This is a genomic window from Bacillus sp. FSL K6-3176 (assembly GCF_038003325.1).
GTDB classification, from domain to species: Bacteria; Bacillota; Bacilli; order Bacillales; family Bacillaceae; genus Bacillus; species Bacillus altitudinis.
This window is the reverse complement of record NZ_JBBOOX010000001.1, coordinates 425,944-449,258: the sequence shown is the minus strand read 5'-3', so window position 1 is coordinate 449,258 and position 23,315 is coordinate 425,944. Positions and strand designations below refer to the sequence as shown.

Below are 23,315 nucleotides of genomic sequence, written 5' to 3'. Positions count from 1 at the left end.
CCCTTTGTTGTTTAGCGTGCTGTGAAGGCGTCTTCGATAATCCCTAGTCCTTCTTGCAGCAGCTCATCTGTGATGACAAGTGGTGTTAAAAAGCGAATAATATTCCCATTGATCCCTGCCGTTAATAAGAGTAGTCCGTGCTTGTTTGCATAGGCTGCAATCGCTGCGGCTGTCTTCTTATCTGGTGTACGCGTTTTTTGATCTTCCACAATTTCAATGGCCGCCATTGCCCCTAATCGCCGGACTTCCCCGATGAATGAATACTGACTTCTCCACTCATTCGCTTTGTCCTCAATGACTTGTCCAATGTGTTCAGATCGTTCATTCAGTTGTTCTGTTTCAATAATATCAAGTACAGCCAAAGCCGCCACACAGCCTAATGGACTGCCAGCATACGTTCCTCCTAGCTCCCCTGGGTCCGCTGCATCAAGTAATTCTTTTCTGCCAACAACACCGCTCAGCGGCAGGCCAGCTGCAAGTGATTTTGACACAGTGATTAAGTCTGGCACCACATCGTAGTGTTCAATCGCAAAGTATTTCCCTGTTCTTGCGAATCCTGTTTGGATCTCATCTGCCACGAATACGATTCCATGTTGCTGACAGAATGAAGCGACATGCTGGACAAAACGCTTCGATGGTACAATGAATCCGCCCTCCCCTTGGACTGGCTCCATCACCACACAAGCGACTGTTTCTGGTGCAACGGTTGCGACAAAGAATTGATTGAACTGATCGATGATGTATTCGTCGTAGGCTGCATCGCTTAATCCTTCAGGTTTTTGATAGTAATAAGGATACGGCGCTTGATAAACCTCTGACGCAAATGGTCCGAATCCAAATTTATAAGGCTTGACCTTGCTTGTCATGCTCATCGTCATATTCGTTCTTCCGTGGAAGCCTCTTGTAAATGAGACAACCGCTTGTCTTTTCGTATATTTACGGGCAATTTTCACTGCGTTTTCAACCGCTTCGGCACCTGAATTTAAGAAAATGGCTTTTTTGTCGTGGTCGCCTGGTGTGAGGTGGCATAGTTTTTCTGCCAATTCGATATAGGATGCGTACATCATGACATTAAATCCTGGATGAATCAGGCTATCTGCCTGTGCTTTGACTGCTTCCACAACCTTTGGATGGGAGTGTCCTACATTTAATGTACCGATGGCGCCTGCAAAATCGATAAAACGATTGCCATCAATATCGAAAAGCTCGGCTCCCTTCCCTTTCGCTGCAAGATGACGGTTGCCATTACTTACGCCTCTTGCGACGTATTGATCTCTTTTCCCTTGCCATTCCTCTGTTGAAAAACGGTTTGTTGTCGTTTGACTCATTGTCACCCATCCCCTTTATGTCTTTTTTATTATTCTGAATATTTTTTGGTATGATAGAAAGTACCAATATCATTTTTTTCATGGTACCAGAGAGGATGGAATGACGAGATGCTGACAATTCAACTAGATCAAACAGGGGAAAACGGATTTATTTATCATCAAATTTATACAAAAATTAAAGAGGAAATTTTAAACCGCAACCTGCAGCCACACGATCAATTACCGTCTAAACGAGAGTTAGCAGATACTTTAAACGTCAGCGTCAATTCAGTGAATGGCGCCTATCAGCAGCTGCTTGCCGAGGGATATTTATATTCAGTTGAACGGAAAGGCTTTTTTGTGGAATCACTGGAAACATTTCATGAATCAGGTCAACTGAAACCCTCTTCCCTTCCAGCAGATTTAAAAGAGAATCCGATTGAGCGAGATGACTGGTATTCCTTTTCTCATATTTCTGTTGATACAGCCAATTTTCCTTTTAAAAGTTGGCTGAAAAGTGAGCAAAAAGCGATTCATCTCCACCAAGAAGCCTTTGGTGAGCTGCCGCACCCACAAGGCGTCTATGAGCTGCGGGAAACAATTGCCCGGCTGATTGGACTTGCACGAGGGGTCAAATGCTACCCTGAACAGCTCATTTTAAGTGCAGGTACACAGTCGCTCATTCATTCGTTATCTAGCATCCTTCCAGCTGATCAAATATATGGATTAGAAAACCCCGGCTACCGCAGACTGTATCAAATGCTGAAAAACAATCATCACCGGATTGAAACGATTGGCATTGATCAAAAAGGGGTGCGGATGAGCGATATTCAGAAGAAAGAGCCAAATGTCTTGATCATTACGCCTTCTCATCAGTTCCCAACAGGGGTGATCATGCCGATTTCTAGGCGGATACAGCTATTAAACTGGGCAGCTGATCAGCCAGATCGCTATATCATTGAGGACGATTATGACAGTGAATTTAAGTACGGCACAGACAGCATACCGGCGCTGCAGAGCCTTGACCGCTATGACAAAGTCATTTATATGGGGACCTTTTCGAAATCATTGCTGCCCGGCTTGAGGATCAGCTACATGGTGCTACCGCAACATTTATTAAGACGCTATAAGGAAGAACAGCACTTTTTCATCCAAACAGCCAATCTTTTTACACAATACACCCTTCTTTATTTTATAAAAGATGGCGCCTATCAGCGGCATATTAAAAGAATGAATGGGCTATATGAGGAAAAACGAAAACAGCTCATTGGAGAACTCGACACTGTCTTTCGTGACAATGTACGGATTATCGGGGAAAATGCAGGGCTGCATTTTATCGCAGAATTCCGCTCAGATCGGACGCAGCATGAGATTTTACAACGCGCCAAAGACCGAAAGCTGAAAATGTACGGGATGGACCGTTTTACCCTTGATGAGCATGTGCCTGGTCACAAAGAAGGCTTTGTCCCGCTCGTCCTCGGCTTTTCGCACATGCGGCCAGAGGATATTAAGCCAGCGGTGAAACGCCTGTATGACTCGATTTATGGGAAATGAAACAGCTCATGTAGATGAATCGTGGCGCTCCTTTGACGAGACTAAACCGACAGAGGAGTGTTACGATCACATTCTTTCATAAACGTAATAGTTGATGTGAATATTTTTTTCTAGCAATTTCACGAGTGTTTGAATGCTTTTTAAGTTGGTTGGAAGTAACGCAATACCATCTCCCTGTTCAACGATTTTGATCATTCCTTCAAACGAATCTAACTCAAATAGGGTTCGATCACCCAGCATACGTCTTGCCTCATGTCTTAATGGGCAAATCTGATCACGATTCACGACCAATGAAATATCATCATCGTATATTTCTTTAGATTTTCCATACACGTTCAATGCCAAGCTCTTTACCTCTTTTAATTGATATTCCGCTTTTTCCATTTGATTAAAAGAAATAATTTGATCATACACATCCTCTGTTAACTTTTTGTTGATCGTACTTGATGAAGCAATGATAAAATCAGTTGCTTGAATATCCTCTAAAACTCGTTGCTCGTATAAAACGTTAAATAGAAGTTCAGAGCATAAAACGTTCTTTTTCTTTGAAGTCAATTTTTGTTGAATGGACTTCGTTTCTTTTACGATTTTTTGAGCGTATTGATAAAATAAATCCCCCTGTCCTGTTGAACTGATTCCATGATGATGCCGGATAAAAAATGTTGCATCATATAAAGTTTCAAGCGCTTTGATTCTTTGAGAAATATTGGATTGCGCATACCCTAAAGCTTTAGCCGCTTGATTAATCGATTCTTTTTGATACACCTCTATAAAAATAATCAAATCATTTATATTCATCATGATCACCTATCACTTTTTGTGATAACAATAACACAAATATGTATTATTCAACTGGTTTGAAGTCGATTATGATGGCTATTGAAAGGGAGTGTTTCAATGCATGCCATGCAATATCATGTGGATCTGCCTGCGGATTATGATATGAATATCGTTAGAAAAAGAGTACGAAACAATGGATGGAAAACAGATGGATATCAGGATTTATTATTTAAAGCTTATTTGATCACTGAAAAAGACAAACATAGAAGTTTACACAATGGCTATTGCCCATTGTATATTTGGAAACAATCTGAGGGCATGACGGATTTTGTATTTAAGGGGTCATTTGATCATATTTTACGTTCTTTTGGCTGGAAACAAATCAATATTGGCATCACGTATTCCGTTCATTTAACAAATGACTTTCATCTTAGCAAATTCGTTCTTGAAGAGTATGTGACGATTCACCCTACTGATTGCCTTGAAAACCTAGATATCGCCCATCACTTTTCCCATTTTAACGACAATAAGGGTGAAGTCATCGTATATAACCCCGATAAATGGAAATGCGTCAAATATTCTTTTATGGACTCATTACCAGAGAATATAGAGCAGCAGATTCACATTTATGACATTGTCCATCTGTCTATGGATCATTCAATGGCCTAATTCCGTTTTACACGAGACGCATCACAAATCCCCAAGGTTACAATGCCTTGGGGATTTGTCATTTGTTGATGCAAGATTCTCTTACCACCGCTCCTTGTCTACAGCTAATACGGATGACAAGAGGCTTGGAAAAGCGGTATCAATGTCGTCCTTTCTGAGAGAGTAGTAACGGTGCTTCCCGTCAATTCTCACTTTCACGATGCCTGCTTCTCTTAGTACTTTAAAGTGATGCGACAGCGTGGATTTGGCAATGTTCATATGATACGTACCGCATGTTCTCTCACCCGCTTCTGCTAAGCAGCGGACAATCTCCAGCCGAACAGGGTCAGCCAATGCTTGCAGCACAGAAATGAGTCTCATGTTTTCTTGGGTTGGATGGTTTGGATTATTCATACGATAAATGTATCGTATTTTGTTCTAACATACAATCTCGTTACTCGCCTATGACATTGTAACGCGACAACCTATGGAAACGACTATGACTCATAGACACTATTTTGAAGGGAAGAACATTATTTGACACGGACAATATGGACTTGCTTATTCATGCTCTTATTGGCAACGAGCTTATGCGCCTGCCAATCTGTTCAGCAATTTGAGTCAAAACCACCTAGTGCAGAAGAGTTATTAACTCTCGATCCACAGGCAGATTTATTTCAATGGGAAGAAACGATCTATGAAACAAACATAGATTGGACAAAATCATTAAATGTAACAAAACACCAGCAAGTAGGTGTCATTCAGAAAACAGCTGCCAAACATTTTGAACATGGAACAGCTTCTCGGTTGAAAAAAGGAACACCTATTTACTCTGTCAAGGAGCGGAAAGACCTTTTGATCATCGAACGTAACGGACAAATCCACATATATGCCGCACATGCGGAAGGATAAATACCTGTCATTGGGGCAGGTATTTTTTTAAGTTCATTTTCTTGTCATGTGCCATTGGTTTTGTTATCATAGCAAAAGTGACCACTCGGTTTCCATTGTGACCATATGGTTTTGCCGATTCGGAAAGGACTTATGAAGATGAACGAAAAGCAAGAAGAGATTTTGCGGGTATCGAAGAAATTATTTTCTCAAAAAGGCTATATGAGTGTCTCCATGCAGTCAATTGCTGATGCCTGTAAAATATCAAAAGCGTCTATTTATAAACTGTTTGATTCAAAGGAAGCTCTTCTATTGGAACTGATTAAATACAATCAGCGCAAAATGAGAGAGATTTCTCAGATCATTCATTCCGAAACGACGCTGTCCAAAAAGGAAAAATTCACAAAAAAAATTAAGCTTGAGCTTGAAGAGTTTAAAGAGAATCATAAATTTTTGAATATGCTGTCCTTTGAAGCTTTTTCACAGCATTCGCCCATCGTCATTAAGCATTTACGTGAGACACGCTCCATTATCATGCAGCGGCACAGAGACATCATTTTAAGCACATATGGTGAATCTGTTGCGCCTTATGTGTGGGATCTTGTGATTGTCCTCAACGGATTAATGAGAGAATTCATCTTGATGTTGGCGATTGAGCACAAGAACATCCAATTAGAAAATGCCGCCGAAATGATCATCGGTGTAATGGACCGTGTATCAATAAAGCCTTGCTCCATTAAGCCTGTGCTAACAGATCAGCTGATGGACTCTTATTTGCTTTCCACACAGGAAGAATATGATGAAGAAAAGCTTGTCATCTCGTACTTAACAAAGATGAAACAAGAGCTTCACACACTCTCAAATGGAGAAGAAAAGGACGATCTCCTCTCTGCGTTTGAACTGCTGAGTCAAGAACTGTCAAAGGACCAACCGAGAACCTTTTTAATCAGCTCATTGCTTGATTATTTAGGCAAACACAGCGTTTTATCACAAAACGTGTCACAGCTGAAAAGCATTATTTTATAGATAAAGAAGGGATAATATGAACCAATCAACAACATCGTATAACCGGTCTGTGATTGTTGGGATTTTCCTCGTTGGGGCGTTCGTTGCGATCTTAAACCAAACGCTTCTCATCCCAGCGATCCCACATATCATGGAAGAGTTCAATATTGATGTCAGTAAAGGTCAATGGCTGACCACAGCCTTTATGCTGACAAACGGGATTCTCATCCCAATTACGGCCTTTTTAATTGAGAAATTTTCAAGCCGTTCCTTAGTCTTAACGGCTCTTAGCATTTTTACAGCAGGTACCATTCTTGCTTCGTTCGCCACGAATTTCCCAGTGCTACTTGCAGCACGTATCGTGCAGGCAGCTGGCGCAGGGATTTTGATGCCGCTCATGCAAACGATCTTTTTAACCATTTTCCCAAAAGAAAAACGCGGGCAAGCCATGGGTATGGTCGGACTAGTGATTTCATTCGCACCGGCGCTTGGACCAACACTTGGCGGCTGGATTGTCGATTCCTTTAGCTGGAAGTTCTTATTCTATATTGTTCTTCCAATCGGTATTATTGATCTCATTCTTGCTTTCTTCTTAATGAAAAATGTCACACAGCAAAGAGACACTCGTATCGATGTCTTATCGGTGATCCTGTCTTCCTTCGGATTTGGCGGACTGCTGTACGGATTTTCAAGTGTCGGAACGTATGGCTGGACGAGTGCTACCGTTCTGATTTCACTCATTGTCGGTGCTGTGAGCTTGTTCTTCTTTATCCTGCGTCAGTCGAATTTGAAAAGACCGATGCTTGAGTTTGGCGTCTTTAAGTTTGCGATCTTTAGCTTAACGACCTTCCTCGGTATGCTCGTCTTTGCTTTACTGATTGGAACAGAGACGATTCTGCCGCTCTATACGCAGAATGTCAGAGGGTTATCTGCCCTTGATACAGGGCTGATCTTATTGCCAGGGGCTCTCTTTATGGGATTCCTATCACCGATTATCGGACGAATTTTTGACAAAGTAGGCGGTAAAGGGCTGGCTCTAGGCGGGTTTACGATACTAGCTGTCACTTCCCTGCCATTTATGATGCTGAACCTTGATTCATCGATTGCCCTCATTACAGTGGCCTACACACTTCGCTTAATCGGGGTTGGGATGATCATGATGCCGCTGACAACAGCCGGTATTAACTCGTTACCACCGCATTTGATTCCGCACGGGACAGCAATGAATAATACGATGAGACAAATGGGCGGCTCTATCGGGACGGCTGTGCTTGTCTCCATTATGAGCAGCTCTGCTGCCAATGCAGCATTATCCGATCCAATGAAGTCAGCCGTTCATGGCATGAATACGTCATTTATCGTGTCTGGTGCTATTGCGGTCATTGGACTCGTGCTCTCGTTCTTCTTAAAAGAAAAACGTAAAAACAAAGTGATGAAGCAGGAGTTATCTTCTTCGTCCTCTTCTTCATAAAGACAAAGAGCTCGGCATATCGCCGGCTCTTTTTTCATCTATCCACACATAACGTCCTTCTCAAAAATACATTTGTTCATTCAGAGAAGAAAAACCTTGATAATTTGAAGAAAAGAGTTGATAATAGAAACTATTCAATTTGTGAGAAAATTTTTACTATAGGAGATGTATGCATTGAAGGTCGTTAAATTTGGTGGCAGTTCTCTTGCTTCTGGCAAGCAGCTGCAAAAGGTATTTGACATTGTCACAGCAGATCCAGCTCGAAAAGCAGTCGTTGTTTCCGCACCAGGAAAACGGCATTCAACGGATACGAAGGTCACCGATCTATTAATTAGCTGCGGTGAACAATATTTACGTTTAGGTGAAGCACACGATTTACAAGAAGCTGTCATCGAGCGATATGCCTCGATTGCGGATGAGCTGGGGTTAGGTCATGACATTATTGACACCATCCGGCAAGATGTAAACACGTTATTACAGGCTGATTCTTCTCACCCTGAGCGTTATCTTGATGCGATTAAAGCAAGCGGTGAAGATAATAACGCAAAGCTGATTGCAGCCTACTTTCAGCATCAAGGCGTCGAAGCCCACTATGTGAATCCAAAAGAAGCCGGTCTATTTGTCAGCGACGAGCCTGGTCAAGCGCAAGTCCTTCCAGAATCGTATGATCATTTGTACAAATTAAGAGAACGCTCTGGCATCATTGTGTTCCCTGGCTTTTTCGGTTTTAGTCTAGCGGGTGATATCGTCACTTTTTCCCGCAGTGGATCAGACATTACCGGTTCCATTTTGGCAAACGGACTGAAGGCAGATGTGTATGAAAACTTTACGGATGTGGATGCAGTCTATGCCGTCAATCCAACAATCGTTCATGAACCAAAGGAAATCACAGAGCTGACGTACCGTGAAATGCGTGAATTGTCCTATGCGGGTTTTTCTGTATTTCATGATGAAGCACTTATTCCAGCCTTTCGGGCAGGCATTCCTGTTCAGATTAAGAACACCAATAATCCAACGGCCAAAGGCACGAAAATTGTAAATCAACGGGATCATACGAATGGCCCTGTTGTGGGAATCGCGTCAGACAATGGATTTTGCAGTATTTATATCTCCAAGTATTTGATGAACCGAGAAGTGGGCTTTGGACGTAAGGTGTTGCAAACGTTAGAGGAATATGGACTTACGTATGAACACGTGCCTTCTGGCATTGATGATATGAACATTATTTTAAGACAGGATCAGCTGGAGGAGCAGCAGATTGAACAAGAGCTTTTAGACCGATTAAAGCTTGTACTTGATGCAGATGAAGTGGTTTTAGAGCGGAACCTCTCGCTTATTATGGTTGTAGGAGAAGCGATGCGTCATAATGTTGGTACAACAGCAAGAGCGGCAAAAGCGCTGTCAAAAGCCAAAGTGAATATTGAAATGATCAACCAAGGCTCTTCAGAGGTGAGCATGATGTTTGGCGTCAAAGCGGCTCAAGAAAAAGAAGCCGTTCAAGCCTTATATGAGGAATTTTTCTCTATGTCCACGGTGCCTGTCTCCATTTAATCAGCAGACTGTCAGATCTCCGGATCGGCAGTCTTTTTGATCTCGCACGATTTGCGCATTAAAGTATATCTATTTCTCGTTTGATTTTGTATGATAGAGACAAATCAACTATTGTTCCGGCCATTGATCGGAGCTACAAGGAGTCCTAATCCATGCCTCGTCAACAACTATTAAAACAGTTTCGCAATTTTCATGATGCTTCTACAAGTATTTTAAACATGATGAGTCAATTCATTCATGTGAATACACTGTTTATTGCTAAAAATGATCAAAACACCAATCAGATTGTGAAAGTGCTAAATCAAGACGAGCAGCTTCTTGAAGAAGGGGAAGAAAATCCTTACGAGAAGACATTTTGCAAGCTGGCGGTCGATCATCGCGATACGCTGTTGATCCCTGATATCCGCTTGGACGAGCGTTCGAAAAACTTAGACGTCACGAAACAGCTGCAAGGCGGATCATTTATTGGGGTTCCCATCGATTTTACTGATGGTACGAACTATGGAACCATTTGTGGACTTGATCTAAGGCCGCAGCAATTTACAGAAGAGCATGTTCATATGTTTGAAACGATGGCATCTTTGTTGAGTTACGTCTTAGAACTCGACCAGGCCAATCGGCAGATTCAGCAATTATCTGTACCGATCGTACCTGTTGTTGACGGTGTCGCCGTGCTCCCTCTTCTTGGTGATATCGAAGAGACACGTGCGCAGCATATTTTAGAAACCATTTTACAGGAAAGCTACAGGCTGTCGCTCTCTCATTTGGTCATTGATGTTTCAGGGACAAAACGACTCAATGAACAAAGCATTCAATACTTGGTCAGCTATGCGCAAACGTTAAGACTTTTAGGCATTTCAGCTGTTTTAACAGGAATAAAGCAAGACCTTGCGCTAAATGCGATTCAATCGAATATTTCATTTAAAGACATCACCATTCGTAAGGATTTACCGCAGGCACTTGCTCATATCGGCCTAACGTTCTCCAAAACAGAATAAGTGATGATACACCAAAAAGGGCTAAACCGAGTTTAGCCCTTTTCTTCTTTTCAGCGTGATAGAAAACCTTTGCAGCCCTAGGAAAGACGAGTACCGGCGCGGAGCGAATTTCACATTCGTGAGCACCGGCACGCAGGACTGACACCGAATGCGAGGGTTTGTCTACACGCTGAGGCTAAACGGAGCTTAGCCCTTTTCCTGTGGTAGCGGTAAACGAATGATAAATGTTGTTCCCTTATGTTTTTCGCTTTTTAAATCAATCTGTCCGTCGTGCAAGTCCACAAGCTGCTTGACAATCGACAGGCCAAGTCCGTATTCTCCATATGGTGTATTCGTTCTCGAAATATCCGCTTTATAAAAACGTTCCCAAATGTGTTTGACTTCTTCAGGTGCAATGCCGATTCCCGTGTCTTCTACTTCAATGATCGTTTCCCCATTCTCTTCTTTCCCTCTCAAAGAAATACGGCCGCCTTCTGTAAATTGAATGGCGTTCTTTGTGATGTTGACGAGGATTTGAATGAGCCGGTCATAATCTGCGTATACCTTTTGTTCAGGGTGAACCTCTACCATGAGCTGATTGTTTTTCTCTTCAGCCATTCGGCTCAGCTGCTCCTTAATCACTTCAAACGTATCAATGAGTGGATAGTGAAATTTTTGAAGGGTGATTTGATTCGACCTGATTTTCTCATAATCCATATTTTCATTGACGAGACGAAGCATTCGTTTTGTTTCATCAGTGATGAGCGCATAGCATTTCTCTTTCTCTTCTGCCGGCACATCCGCAGTATTCAGCCATTCGACCAATCCTCGAATGGTCGTCAGCGGTGTTTTCAATTCGTGAGACACATCCGCAATGAATTGTCGCCTACGCTTTTCGAGCCGGTCAATTTCCTCTCTTGACCGTTGAAGACGATTCGCCATCATATTAAAATCCTCACCTAGTGTGCCAATTTCATCAAGGTGTTTGTTTTCAAGATGAATGTTGTAGTCACCATGCGCAATTTTCTCAGTTGCCTCTCTCAGTTTTTTGATACGATTCACATGGAACTTCGACAGAAACAGACTGAGAATAAAGGTAATCGTCAATGCCACAAACACGATGATATATAAATACCGATTCATTTGAGCAATCAGCTCTTCTGCTCCTTGAATAGGAGCTATGAGCACCACCCCGCCCTTCAGCTTTCCGTCTTCCATGACAGGAAGTGCCACAAGTGATGCTTCTTGATCAAGCCGGCGTGAATCACTTCGCTTGACAATAATTTCTTCTCCTTTTGCGAGCTTGGCCCACAAATCTTTTGTGAGTAACGCTTCATGCGGCGGCATCTCTTGCTGCTGAGATAGCACAGTCCCTTTTTCATCAAAGACGAAAAAACGGATTTGTCTCGTCGAGAGAATGTCTTCAAATGGACGCAAACGGAAGTTCATCTCGGCTTTCGACAATTGTTTAAAATTCTCCAAAATTTCATTCCCATACGAACTCATTTCGTCTACCCTATTTTGATAAGCAATATCTTTCACAAAATGAGACATCAAGGTGCTGATAATAATGATGGCAATGAGCAATAACCCAAGGTGACTAATCAGCAACTGGTAAAAATATTTAATCTTCATCGAACTTATACCCTACGCCCCATACCGTATACAGAAAGGGCTTAGGCCCGTCTCCGATTTTTTGGCGCAATCGTTTAATATGAACATCAACCGTTCGTTCATCACCATAAAATTGGTATCCCCAAATTTGCTCAAGCAATTGTTCTCGTGAAAATACTTGCCGAGGATGCTGTATAAAAAAGCACAGCAAATCGTATTCCTTTGGTGTTAAATTTTCGATCCGTTTCCCCTCTAGAAACACTTCTCTCGTTTTTTTATCTAACTGAAAATGTTCGGTCTCTAGCCGTTCACCCTCTTTCGCTCCTTCTTGAGTAGATGTTGTTTGAGCAAAACGTCGTTTCACTGCTTTGATTCTTGCCATTAAGGTGAGCGGACTAAAGGGTTTTGTCACATAATCATCTGCCCCAAGATCGAATCCCAGCACCTGATCAGATTCCGTTTCCTTTGCTGTCAGCATAATAATCGGAACATCACTGATCTGGCGTACTTTTTGACAAATGGTCAGACCATCCATTGAAGGAAGCATGACATCTAAGATGAGCAGATCCCAATCCTCCTCTTGCTTAAATCGATTCAATCCTTCTAATCCATCATGGACGAATTCCGCTTGAAATCCTTCTCGTTGAAAAAACATATCCGTCATTGTACAAACACTCTGGTTATCTTCAATCATTAATATTTTCATCATCAGCCTCCGCTGTTGCCTTTGTTTTTCTTTATGTAGCTTTATTTTACATGTTCCTTCTCAAATCTCAATTGGATTGATACGATTTCATGAACTTATCATGCTTTGGTCATCTTTTATTCATACTTTTTGATGGAGCTGGGTGTCGAGGTGAGCCGCATTGATTTTTGTTATGAAAAAAAGCTCATCTGATTGATGAGCCCAAATTGTTGACAAAGGGCTAAAATGAACTTGATTTTAGCCCTTTGTCTTCTTTTCAGCGTGATAGAAAACCTTTGCAGTCTAGGAAGGACGAGTACTGGCGCGGAGCGAATTTGACATTCGTGAGCACCAGCACGCAGGACTGCGGGCGAATGCGAGGGTTTGTCTACACGCTGAGCTCATCTGATTGATGAGCCCTTTTCCTTGTCATGCCAGCAGTTGCAAGTAAGCAGTGTCATTCCCCTCTTCAACCGCCTGTAAAAGCTGCTTTGCCTGTGATGTGCTGGTGACGCTGCTTAATTTTTGTATGATGTCTTCTGTCGATAACGCACAGCCTGGTGCTCCCCGAGGGATATCGACCCGTTTGCTGATGGTGGTACCGTCAGATAAGTTGAGCTTTACAATCGTAAATCGTCCTTTTGGCACTGCGTCTGGATGGGGTTGTGTCGTTTGATCATACACTCTATTTACCCGCTTCATCCATGCCCGCAGCTCTGGTGAAATGGTTTTTTTCGTAAAAGCATCCAGTGATAAAGGTTGTCCAAACACTGCTAGTGCGATGACATACTCGACACTAAATCGTCCCTCTTCTCCCGTCAAAGGTGTCCGCTCCGTGAGTGCGGCATCTCCGCCAGGCGGAAACATGACGTCGACCTGTTCGATCTTCCCCTGTAAGGAAGAGTGTTCTTGTACTAATGACTCGATCGCATCGGCTGCATGATGCGCCGCTGAACAGAACGGATACACTTTAAACCATAGACCTGGCGACACGATACGCCACGCAGTGCCATAGTCCTCTAGCAAACGTCTTTCCGCTAGTTTCTGATCCCCATAGAGAGAAAAGAAGCCCAGCTCCCCATCTAGAAGCGATTCACTCCCGCCAAAACCTGAACAAGCTAAATCCATGGACCATACGGCGGTTTGAGCGGCGAGGCCAGCTTGCAATGGTTTCATATCAGTCCCAAACTGCTTTCGCATTCCAGCTGATTGCGCACCAGCAAAGCCGATCGCTTTCGCCAGCTCTTTCTGTGAAACTTGTTTCAAATAACCAATCGCACAGACCGCTGCAATGGCTCCGAGAGTTCCGGTATTATGCCAGCCCCGCTCATAATGCGACTTGCCGATGGATTCACCTAGCCTTGCCATCACTTCGACACCAGTAATGTAGGCTGCTAGAAATCGATCACCGTATGCCTCCCCGTTGGTCAGCTGGGAAAGCAAGGCCGGAATGATCACCGCACTTGGGTGTCCTCTCACATCAGAATGCACATCATCATAATCAAGGGCGTGAATCAGGTAGCCATTTAGCATGGCTGCTGCTTGGCGGCTGACCTTCTTCCCTTGTCCAATGACGGGAATTTGAGCCGCGCCGCCTTCTTGTTCCACCAGCGCCATGAGCTTCTGAATCCCTTCATCCTCTTTTGCAGCAAGCGCTGCTGCCGCAGCGTCTAATAGACCGTTTCGAGCCATTTGAATGGCCTGTTGATCTTGCAACGGATCAGCAGAGAGCACTTCCTCTGCGAGCTGTTTCGTTAGTTCCATGTTCTTGACTCCAACGCCCGAACCGCAAGCTCGGAGAAGAAAGCAGCGGCAACAGGGAGTGCCTCTTCATTTAACGTAAAGGCAGGGTGATGCCATTCCTCGGTACCGCTTGTCCCCATCCAGACAAAAAAGCCTGGAATGCGTTCTTGGTAAAGGGCAAAGTCTTCTCCGCCTGGTGACTGCTCTGCCTCTACTACTGCGAGATCAAGTGCTCCTGCCGTTTCTTCCACAACCTTTGTCAAACGCTCGTCATTCATCACAGAAGGCAAATACGGATGCCATTTCACATCTGCCTTTGCGCCAAACCCTTCTGCGATACCGCTCACGATTTGTTTCATGAGATCTGGAATCATCGCTCTCACTTCAGATTCAAACGTCCGAACGGTCCCTTCCATCTCGACGCGATCAGGTATCACATTCCATGATGTGCCGCCTTGAATACGTGTGATGCTGACAACCGCATGATGCAAAGAACTAATGCGGCGGCTGACAATTTGCTGTAGGGCGCTTGTGATCTGACCGCTGATGGCAATCGGATCAATTGTGTGATTTGGAATTCCAGCATGACCACCCGTTCCTTGAATGTCAATTTCAAAGCGATCGACGCTCGCCATTAATGCTTTTTCTCTTATCCCGATGGTGCCAACTGGCAGGTTAGGTTTATTGTGCATACCAAATATCGCATCCACTCCATTTAAGACGCCTGCCTCTATGACGTGTTTCGCTCCTTGCGCCACTTCCTCAGCCGGCTGGAACAAAATGCGGACTGTTCCCTTGAGCTCATGTTTCCGTTCGTTTAATAGGACGGCCGCACCAAAAATCGAAGCGGTATGGAAATCATGGCCGCATGCGTGCATTTTCCCTTGTATCTTTGAAGAAAATGGTTCGCCAGATGCTTCTTCAATCGGAAGTGCGTCAATATCGGCTCTCAGAGCAATCGTTGGTCCCTCTTGTTCTCCTTTGATTTCACAAACGACTCCTGTTTGAAGATCTGGGAAATTGAGTACTGTGATCCCTTCCTCTTGTAACCAGCCTCGTAGTTTTTTGGTCGTTTCATATTCTTCAAATGCCAGCTCTGGATGCTCATGAAGCGCTCGGCGTATGTTAATTAAACGTTTGTTTAAAGCTTGATTTCCTAATGATTTCACTGATACTCACCCCTCTAAAGAGTAAAAAGCAGCTTATGCTTCTTCAGCCGCTGCTTCTTTTTGGATAAATCGTTTTGTTCGTTCATTCTTCGTTTCGTCAAATAGTTCGGTTGGCGTTCCCTGCTCAATGATATGACCATCTGCCATAAAAATCACATGATCTGCTACTTCTCTTGCAAACGCCATTTCATGTGTCACGATGATCATCGTCGTTTCTTGAATGGCAATGGATTTAATCACTTGAAGCACACCTGAGACAAGCTCTGGATCTAGTGCTGATGTTGGTTCATCTAGCAGAATCGCATGTGGATCAACCGCTAAGGCTCGGGCAATCCCGATTCGCTGCTGCTGACCACCGGATAGTGTGACCGGGTAGCTGTCAGCTTTTTGTTCTAGCCCTACTTGTTTCAATAGCTCCATGCCGATCTCATTTGCCTGCTGTTTTGTCATTTTTTTCGTCACAAGCAGTGACTCTGTAATGTTTTGCAGGGCTGTTTTGTTTTTGAATAAATTATAGTTTTGAAACACCATGGCCGTTTGCTGACGCAGGTGATGGGCTTCTTTACGTGTATATTTAGACGCATTCAGCTTCGCATCGCCAATTTCAATCGTACCTTCATCTGGCGTTTCTAATAGATTTAGACAGCGCAGCAATGTTGATTTACCGGAGCCAGAAGGTCCGATAATGGCCACAACCTGCCCTTTTTGCACGTCAAGATTAATTCCGTCTAAGACGACAAGGTCGCCGAATGATTTTTTCAAATTGGTGAGCTTGATCATGTCCACACCTCCTTAATTCCGGTAAGGTTTGCTGATTTTTCGTTCAAATAGGTCTTGCAGGAAACTATAAATGATGGTGAGCACCCAATACACAATGCCAACCGCTAAATACGTTTCAAAGTACTTATAGTTGGCCGATGCAATCATTTTCCCTTGCGCAAACATTTCTGCCACCCCAATGGTAAAGGCAAGCGATGTTTCTTTTAAAAGACCAATAAAGGTATTCCCCGTCGCTGGAATGGCATTTCTGACGGCCTGCGGGAAAATAATTCTGACGTAAGACTGCCATCTTGTCATGCCGACAGATAAACAGGCCTCAAGCTGCCCTTCATCCACTGAATTAAGAGCCGCTCTAAAAATTTCTGCTAAGTACGCTGAGTTTTTAATACTTAAACCGATAATGACCGCTGTTAAGGCATCCATTGAGGTCATCGCAGGGAATAGCTGCGGAAGACCAAAATAAATGAGAAAGAGCTGAACCAAAGTTGGAACCGCTCTGAAAAAAGAAATATACAGCTTGGCAAATTGGTATAAGACAGGTATCCGGTTTTTCGTTATAAGCGCGAATACCACACCAATGATAATGGCAAATACCATGGAGACAATCGCCATGAAGATCGTTATCGGCAAGTATTGAATCAAGGTTGGAAAAACCGTCACCATATACTGCCAATCAATGTGATTCATGTCTGCTTTTCACCGCCGCTGTTGTTATTTTTTAATCGGCACTGTGACATCGTCTTTGAAATATTTCTCAGACAATTTCTTCAGTGTTCCGTCTTCTCTTAATTCTTTGATCGCTTTATTGAATTCTTCTCTTAACTTGTCGTGCTTTTCATCTTTGGCAAATGGGTAGCCGACTTCTTCATATACGATTGGGTTGCCGACGATTTTGAGTGGAAGTCCTGTTTTTTCAATTTGAGCTAACAAGACACTGCGTCCGTTGACGTAAGCATCTACACGGCCATTTGCAACTTCATTTAAGACACCGTCTTGTGTTTCATATGTTTTGATGTTGATTTTCTTGTCTGGGTCTTTGCTCTCTAGGTTTTTGGCATGGTTTGAGCCAAGAACAGCCGCCACCGTTTTTCCTTTTAAGTCGTCAAGTCCTTTAATGTCCTTGTTGTCCTTCTTCACAATGATTTGTGTTCCTGCGTATGCATACGTATCTGTAAAATTGAACGTTTGTTTACGCTCATCTGTAATCGCAACTTGGTTTGATACAGTATCCAGCTTACCAGATGTCAGCTGGCCCATGAGTCCGCTGAATTCACTCAGCTGCCAGTCTAGTTTGTAGCCTAGCTTTTTCGCAATGGCTTCTGTGACCTCGACATCAAATCCTACTAGTTTGCCGTTTTCTTTATAAGCAAATGGATAGCTTTGGCCTGTAGCGCCCACTTTAAGCACTTTCTCATCTTTTCCTTCACTCTGATTGCCCCCGCCGCATGCCGCTAACACCGCAAGCATTGCCGCAAATAAAACAACTAGCCACTTTTTGTTTTTCATGTTCGTACACCCTTCTTTCCTCTTATGGTTGTGTAATATCTGATCGTAATTGTTTTTTAAAATAAATGGTGATATGGCCTTTGCCTAGATCCTTTTCACCTGCTCTGACATAGCCTTTACGCTCATACATGTCCATGAGCCACGGATGCTTATCAGCTGTCCCAAGAGAGACATATGGTACCTTTAGTGTGTCCCTTAGCACTTCCGTTTCAACCCACTCAAGCAAGGCTGAGCCTGTGCCTTTTTTTGCCGCTGGTTCTGAAGCAAACCACCATATATGCGGAACGCCGAATGGTCCTGGCTGTTCTCCCCAAGGCATACGGAGTGATAAGGTGGAGAGAAGCTCTCCGTTTTCTTCCATTACATAGCAAAGATTCTTTTGTACATTTTTCTGAACGAGGGCGATATCTGCATGTGCTGCTTGGAACTGGATGCCGAGCTCACGAATCGGCTCATAGGCTCTTGTTGTCAGTTCAAGCAACGCTTCTATATCATCCTCAGTTGCCAGACGAAACGTATATCCCAACGTTAGTCACCTCACCTTTATGTCGTGTAGCGATTTTTTGGCTGTTTTAATCCGAGATTTTCTCGTAAAGTTTGTCCTGTGTATTCTGTTTTGAACAGGCCTCTTTCCTGAAGGATCGGAACGACGCGGTCTACGAAGGCATCAAGTCCTTCTGGCAATAATGGCGGCATCACGTTAAAACCATCGGCTGCTTCCTCAACGAGCCATGTCTCCATCACATCTGCTAGCTGCTCTGGTGTTCCAATGAAGATATGGTGCCCACGGGACCCTGCAACAGATTGGTAGAGCTGGCGAATGGTCAGGTTGTCCTTTCTCGCCATATTCATCACAAGGTCAAAACGGCTTTTCACGGCATTTGACGCGCTTGGATCAATCTCTGGAAGCGGTCCGTCTAGTGGATACTGCGAAAGATCAATACCCCCTAAGTAGTTTTGTAAAATGCTAAGGCCGATCTCTGGAACAATCAGCTCTTGTAATTCTTCATACTTCGCTTTTGCTTCTTCGACAGTATCGGCAATGATTGGGAAGATGCCCGGCATGATGCTGACATCCTCTCTAGCTCGCCCAGCAGCCTCTACTTTTCCCTTCAAGCTTTGGTAAAATTCCTTCGCTTTGTCGAGATCGTTTTGTGCCGTAAAAATAAGCTCAGCCGTTTTAGCCGCAAGCTTTTGACCATCTTCAGAAGACCCTGCTTGAATGATCACTGGCTGTCCTTGAGGGGTGCGTGATACATTAAGCGGACCCCGTACGGAGAAGAATTCACCTTTGTGCTGCAGCTCATGAAGCTTACTAGACTCAAAGAATTCTCCCGTTTCTTGGTTTCTTACAAGTGCGTCCTCTTCCCAAGAATCCCACAGACCTTTGACGACATCGACGAATTCTTCAGCTCGTTCGTATCGTTTGTGGTGTGCTAAATGCTCTTCTCCGCTAAAATTTTTCGCTGTTTCTTCAATAGAAGATGTGACCACATTCCATGCTGCTCGTCCGCCTGATAAATGATCGAGTGAGGCAAACTGTCTCGCAATATGGAATGGCTCACTGTATGTAGTTGATGCTGTTGCTGCTAAACCAATTGTTGAGGTAGACTCTGCAATCGAAGAAAGCAGGGTGAGCGGTTCAAATCTCGTTAATACATTCGGATGAGATGTATGATTAATTGATAAGCTGTCGGCTAAAAAGAGCAAATCCAGCTTCCCTTCCTCGGCCTTTTTCGCTAATTGTTTAAAGTAATCAAGATTCATGGCTGCGTCTGGTACTGCTTTCGGATGTCTCCAAGAGGCGACATGATGTCCAGTTCCCGCGATGAATACGCCTAGCTTGAGCTTCCGTTTCGGCTGTGACACTTGTTCTTCATCCTTTCTATATCTTCCTTGTATCAAGTGATTATTTTACAAGATACATTTTTCTGATTGAATTAATCGGTTTTATCCATAAAAAAAGGGCAAATGTTGCGAAAAATGAAAAATAATTATTACTATATGCCCTTTTTACATGATTGTCAACCGCCTTCTGAACCTCCAAAAAAAGGGATTTACAGGCGTTTACGGTGGATCAATTTCAATATTTCCGATGAGCCGGTCCGTGGAGTGTGTCATCAATTGACTGCGCTCTAGTACATTATGGGCAATCACCGAATGAGTGGAAGATATGGTGCGGACGGCAATCGCTTTTTGAGGAGAGAGATTAATGATGTTATTCCGCAGCACACGTGCTGAGACAACCTCATCAAGAAAAACGGCAGTCGGCTGTCCGATTGAACGATTTAAATAAAAGCGGTTATCACCAATTTGGGGTGAGCCATTTTTAATGTACATCACCACATATAAGGACGTTTCTTCAAAGGAATTGTCTTTAATCTCTAAAGGAGCGGTCGTATTGCTGTAGACGGCATAGTTTTGATAGTGCTTAAAACGATTCTGCCATATGAAAGCCTTTGCATTTCCTGTCACGCTGATTGTATACGAAGATGCGAGCTGTGAATGTCCTTCTTGAATAAAGTGATTGCCGTTGATCCCCGCTTCTCCCTCCTGCACCCATATCCCTCGGCTGAATTCCTTGAATTGATTATACTGAATTAAGATATTCGTTCCTCTGACCATCGCCGCATCGATGACAGAGTAGACGGTATTGTTTGAAAAGACAATGCTGTCTGATTGATAAATACGCAGCGATGTACTTCTAAGCCGTGTGTTTGTCCCTGACTCAATATGGTTTCCTTCTATTAAAATACGATTGGCCATATAGACAGACACAGCCGCATCTTCAAAAAGACTGATTTTATTACCTGTGATGTGCACGCTGTCTCCCCTCACATCAATACCCTTTTCAAATCCTTCAATCATATTGCCAATAATGATCACATTGTTTTCCGATTGATCAAGCGGCACGCCTAAGCTCGTAATCCCTGCTTTTGTCACGCCCCCTCCCACTGCACGAATCAAATTATTCGCAATGATCATTTCAGTGGCGAAGCCATAGGAGATACTGCTGTCCGTTTGATTGCCTTCAATGATCACACCATAGCCGTTGAAATTATAGATAGAGCTGGCTGCGCCGCCTCTGACTATGTTGTTTCGAATTTGAATATTCAGCGGTTCCTCCAAGTTGGTCGCATTTTCTCCGTATCCTTCAATATCAATGCCCATTTTTGGCTCGACCCCGTTTACCCCTGCCCTTTCAAGCAAACAGTCTTCCACAATGACACCATCACAGCCTGTAATAGACATATTGTTTCGCCTTGAATCAGTGATGGTGCAGCCAGAAATATGAATAGACGAAGCAGGCGAGTACGATTCGATATGGGTCAATAAACCGTGCGGACTGACAATGATGCCGTCTCCCGTACAATTGTTGATTTGAACACGATCGATATTCACATGGGAAGCACCTTCAATACACACCCCGAAGCCCCATTCATGTGTTTTTCTTTCTGGCGGGAGTGCCTTGTACACATGCTCATCACGGTCGCCTTCAATCCGCCCGCCCCGAATGGTCACATGCTCTACCTCTCCTATATAAAAGGCTGCATATCCCCACGAATCATTTGGTTTCACTTTGATAACGGCATCTGATGCCATCTCAATACAAATATGACTTGGCACTCGTATGCCGGCATGACGAAAAGGAAAAAATTGATCCCCCCTGTACACCGCATCTATTAGATACGTTCCACTCGGCAGCCAGACGTGGGAGTAGCCCTGTGCTTTTGTCCATTCCAGGCATTCGTTCAGTTTCGCTGTACAGTCCGTTTTCCCGTCAGCAATCACGCCAAAGTCTAATACATTGACAATGGGTTTCTTCAGATCAGATTCATTTACATCCCCCAATGAAAACCCCTCCTTTTTACACATGTCCTCTTGTCATCCTATGCATGTGGAAAAGGTTTGCTTGTACGATATTTCAAATTTTATATAAATTCTTCTGGAATAACTTTCCGATGATTTTCACTTGAGCGAATTTTTCATTTTTTTGAGTCTTTACGCCTATTGAACTAACATTTTCCTGTTTTAGAATAGTTTTATATTGACACAAGAACTATACAAGAATATCATTTTTCTCATATCTCTTTTTTTAAGAAAGGATCTATGCCATGTCTACAATTGACCACGATAAAATTGTTAAAAGTGTTCCTCAAAAAGGGTTTTTTGGACATCCTAAAGGACTTTACACACTGTTTTTCACTGAATTTTGGGAGCGTTTTTCTTATTATGGCATGCGTGCACTGCTTATTTATTATATGTACACAGAGGTGACAAAAGGCGGTCTTGGCTTCGACCAGACAACCGCTAATTCGATCATGTCTGTCTATGGTGCGCTTGTCTATATGTCAGGCATTATTGGCGGATGGCTTGCCGACCGAGTATTTGGTTCGTCCAGTACGGTCTTTTATGGCGGGGTATTCATTATGCTTGGTCATGTCATTTTGGCACTACCTAGCGGTGCAACAGCGCTCTTTATTAGTATGGGGCTGATTATTATTGGGACAGGTCTCCTAAAGCCGAACGTATCAAACATAGTCGGTGACCTGTATACAAAAACAGACCCTCGCAGGGATTCTGGATTCAGTATTTTCTATATGGGGATCAATATGGGTGGTTTTATTGCCCCATTAATTGTCGGAACACTCGGTCAAAAAGTGAATTTCCACCTTGGTTTCTCACTCGCTGCCGTTGGTATGCTTGTTGGACTGATTACGTTTGTCATCACGAAAAAGCCGAATCTTGGACTTGCCGGCACTTATGTCACAAATCCACTATCAGCTACTGAACGCAAGAACTTCAAAATTTTCGGTACATTGATCGTGATTGTACTTGCTGTTTTTGCTGTCATCGGCATTCAAACAGGAGCGCTCACGATTAATCTATTCACTTGGTTTGTCAGTGTCCTTGGTGTGCTGATTCCAATTGTTTATTTTATTGTGATGTATTTTAGTCAAAAAACGAGTGCAGTGGAGCAGTCGAGGGTACTCGCTTATATTCCATTGTTTCTAGCTGCGGTGATGTTCTGGGCCATTCAAGAACAAGGCTCAAATATTTTAGCCACATATGCAGATCAGCGAACAAACTTGAATTTCCTTGGCATGACATTAGCCTCTTCTTGGTTCCAATCATTGAACCCAATCTTTATTGTGCTCCTGTCACCAGTATTTGCTTGGTTATGGGTCAGACTCGGTAAGAAACAGCCGTCTACCCCGATTAAATTTTCACTTGGGCTTCTGTTCGCAGGATTATCCTTTATCATCATGATCATTCCTGCTTACATGTCTGGACCGAATACACTTGTTAGTCCATTATGGCTCGTTCTCAGCTTCTTCCTTGTCGTCATCGGAGAACTTTGCTTATCACCAGTTGGGCTGTCAGCGACAACAAAACTGGCACCTGCTGCCTTCTCAGCGCAAACGATGAGCCTTTGGTTCCTTTCAAATGCAATGGCACAGGCGATCAATGCACAAGTGGTCAAACTGTTTGATAAAGTACCAGAAACCGTCTATTTCGGGATCATCGGCATGCTCGCTATTGTTTTATGTGGCGCTATGCTTCTGCTTACACCGGTGATTAAGAAAGCGATGAAAGGCGTGCATTAAATTGAAAAAGAAGCCTCCTCAATGG

21 protein-coding genes are annotated in these 23,315 nt (G+C 43.4%); 8 read left to right on the top strand and 13 right to left on the bottom strand.

Annotated elements, in window-relative coordinates; genetic code table 11:
• Positions 1-11 precede the first annotated feature (11 nt).
• Complete coding sequence (gene gabT / locus MHB38_RS02165; RefSeq protein ID WP_212339300.1) at positions 12-1,328, bottom strand: 4-aminobutyrate--2-oxoglutarate transaminase; 1,317 nt, start codon at positions 1,326-1,328, stop codon at positions 12-14.
• Between the two features lie 108 nt (positions 1,329-1,436).
• On the opposite strand from gabT, the gene gabR reads away from it, so the two are divergent.
• Positions 1,437-2,861: a MocR-like transcriptional regulator GabR gene (gene gabR, locus MHB38_RS02160; RefSeq protein ID WP_060780767.1), complete on the top strand. Its 1,425-nt coding sequence runs from the start codon at positions 1,437-1,439 to the stop codon at positions 2,859-2,861.
• A 66-nt stretch (positions 2,862-2,927) separates the two neighbouring features.
• Here gabR and MHB38_RS02155 read toward each other — a convergent pair whose 3' ends face one another.
• The gene (locus MHB38_RS02155; RefSeq protein WP_341002222.1) at positions 2,928-3,659 is read right to left on the bottom strand and encodes a LysR family transcriptional regulator; all 732 of its coding nucleotides are present in this window, start codon (positions 3,657-3,659) and stop codon (positions 2,928-2,930) included.
• 99 nt (positions 3,660-3,758) lie between these two features.
• Here MHB38_RS02155 and MHB38_RS02150 point away from each other — a divergent pair, with 99 nt between their 5' ends.
• The gene (locus tag MHB38_RS02150) at positions 3,759-4,310 is read left to right on the top strand and encodes a DUF4865 family protein (RefSeq protein WP_341002220.1); all 552 of its coding nucleotides are present in this window, start codon (positions 3,759-3,761) and stop codon (positions 4,308-4,310) included.
• Positions 4,311-4,391: 81 nt separating this feature from the next.
• Here the strand turns inward: MHB38_RS02150 and MHB38_RS02145 are convergent, their stop codons facing one another.
• Positions 4,392-4,703, bottom strand: coding sequence for an ArsR/SmtB family transcription factor (locus MHB38_RS02145; protein ID WP_338335177.1), 312 nt, complete (start codon positions 4,701-4,703; stop codon positions 4,392-4,394).
• A gap of 123 nt (positions 4,704-4,826) precedes the next feature.
• Between MHB38_RS02145 and MHB38_RS02140 the strand changes: the two genes are divergently transcribed.
• From MHB38_RS02140 to MHB38_RS02120, 5 genes are all read left to right on the top strand, one after another.
• On the top strand, positions 4,827-5,201 hold the full coding sequence (locus tag MHB38_RS02140; RefSeq protein ID WP_019743157.1) for a hypothetical protein: 375 nt from the start codon (positions 4,827-4,829) through the stop codon (positions 5,199-5,201).
• Between the two features lie 138 nt (positions 5,202-5,339).
• A complete protein-coding gene (locus tag MHB38_RS02135) occupies positions 5,340-6,206 on the top strand; it encodes a TetR/AcrR family transcriptional regulator (protein WP_235701432.1) in 867 nt (288 codons plus the stop codon).
• Positions 6,207-6,222: 16 nt separating this feature from the next.
• Positions 6,223-7,656 carry an MDR family MFS transporter gene (locus tag MHB38_RS02130; protein ID WP_017358520.1) on the top strand — a complete coding sequence of 478 codons (1,434 nt, stop codon included), beginning with the start codon at positions 6,223-6,225 and terminating at the stop codon, positions 7,654-7,656.
• Positions 7,657-7,830: 174 nt separating this feature from the next.
• A complete protein-coding gene (locus MHB38_RS02125; RefSeq protein ID WP_341002218.1) occupies positions 7,831-9,207 on the top strand; it encodes an aspartate kinase in 1,377 nt (458 codons plus the stop codon).
• Between the two features lie 152 nt (positions 9,208-9,359).
• The gene (locus MHB38_RS02120; protein ID WP_025206746.1) at positions 9,360-10,205 is read left to right on the top strand and encodes a GAF domain-containing protein; all 846 of its coding nucleotides are present in this window, start codon (positions 9,360-9,362) and stop codon (positions 10,203-10,205) included.
• A gap of 186 nt (positions 10,206-10,391) precedes the next feature.
• Here the strand turns inward: MHB38_RS02120 and MHB38_RS02115 are convergent, their stop codons facing one another.
• The 10 genes from MHB38_RS02115 to MHB38_RS02070 all read right to left on the bottom strand — a co-directional run bounded on the left by MHB38_RS02115 (position 10,392) and on the right by MHB38_RS02070 (position 21,533).
• On the bottom strand, positions 10,392-11,819 hold the full coding sequence (locus MHB38_RS02115) for a sensor histidine kinase (RefSeq protein ID WP_007498154.1): 1,428 nt from the start codon (positions 11,817-11,819) through the stop codon (positions 10,392-10,394).
• A complete protein-coding gene (locus tag MHB38_RS02110; protein ID WP_017358523.1) occupies positions 11,809-12,504 on the bottom strand; it encodes a response regulator transcription factor in 696 nt (231 codons plus the stop codon). Before MHB38_RS02110 ends, MHB38_RS02115 begins: the two co-directional genes overlap by 11 nt.
• Before the next feature lie 408 nt (positions 12,505-12,912).
• The gene (locus tag MHB38_RS02105; protein WP_341002215.1) at positions 12,913-14,247 is read right to left on the bottom strand and encodes an MmgE/PrpD family protein; all 1,335 of its coding nucleotides are present in this window, start codon (positions 14,245-14,247) and stop codon (positions 12,913-12,915) included.
• Positions 14,238-15,395: an amidohydrolase gene (locus MHB38_RS02100; protein ID WP_050826945.1), complete on the bottom strand. Its 1,158-nt coding sequence runs from the start codon at positions 15,393-15,395 to the stop codon at positions 14,238-14,240. The genes MHB38_RS02105 and MHB38_RS02100 overlap by 10 nt, the downstream gene beginning before the upstream one ends.
• Before the next feature lie 33 nt (positions 15,396-15,428).
• Entirely contained in the window at positions 15,429-16,175 is a 747-nt protein-coding gene (locus MHB38_RS02095) for an amino acid ABC transporter ATP-binding protein (protein ID WP_008347264.1), read from the bottom strand.
• A gap of 12 nt (positions 16,176-16,187) precedes the next feature.
• Positions 16,188-16,862 (bottom strand): amino acid ABC transporter permease, encoded by a 675-nt coding sequence (locus MHB38_RS02090; RefSeq protein WP_007498163.1) that lies wholly within the window; start codon positions 16,860-16,862, stop codon positions 16,188-16,190.
• A 24-nt stretch (positions 16,863-16,886) separates the two neighbouring features.
• Positions 16,887-17,681: an amino acid ABC transporter substrate-binding protein gene (locus MHB38_RS02085; RefSeq protein ID WP_008347268.1), complete on the bottom strand. Its 795-nt coding sequence runs from the start codon at positions 17,679-17,681 to the stop codon at positions 16,887-16,889.
• Positions 17,682-17,703: 22 nt separating this feature from the next.
• Positions 17,704-18,207, bottom strand: coding sequence for a GNAT family N-acetyltransferase (locus MHB38_RS02080; protein WP_007498165.1), 504 nt, complete (start codon positions 18,205-18,207; stop codon positions 17,704-17,706).
• A gap of 17 nt (positions 18,208-18,224) precedes the next feature.
• Positions 18,225-19,550 (bottom strand): LLM class flavin-dependent oxidoreductase, encoded by a 1,326-nt coding sequence (locus MHB38_RS02075; protein WP_060832081.1) that lies wholly within the window; start codon positions 19,548-19,550, stop codon positions 18,225-18,227.
• Positions 19,551-19,748: 198 nt separating this feature from the next.
• Positions 19,749-21,533, bottom strand: coding sequence for a right-handed parallel beta-helix repeat-containing protein (locus tag MHB38_RS02070; RefSeq protein WP_341002211.1), 1,785 nt, complete (start codon positions 21,531-21,533; stop codon positions 19,749-19,751).
• Positions 21,534-21,796: 263 nt separating this feature from the next.
• Here MHB38_RS02070 and MHB38_RS02065 point away from each other — a divergent pair, with 263 nt between their 5' ends.
• Complete coding sequence (locus MHB38_RS02065) at positions 21,797-23,290, top strand: peptide MFS transporter (RefSeq protein ID WP_156060968.1); 1,494 nt, start codon at positions 21,797-21,799, stop codon at positions 23,288-23,290.
• Positions 23,291-23,315: the final 25 nt, after the last annotated feature.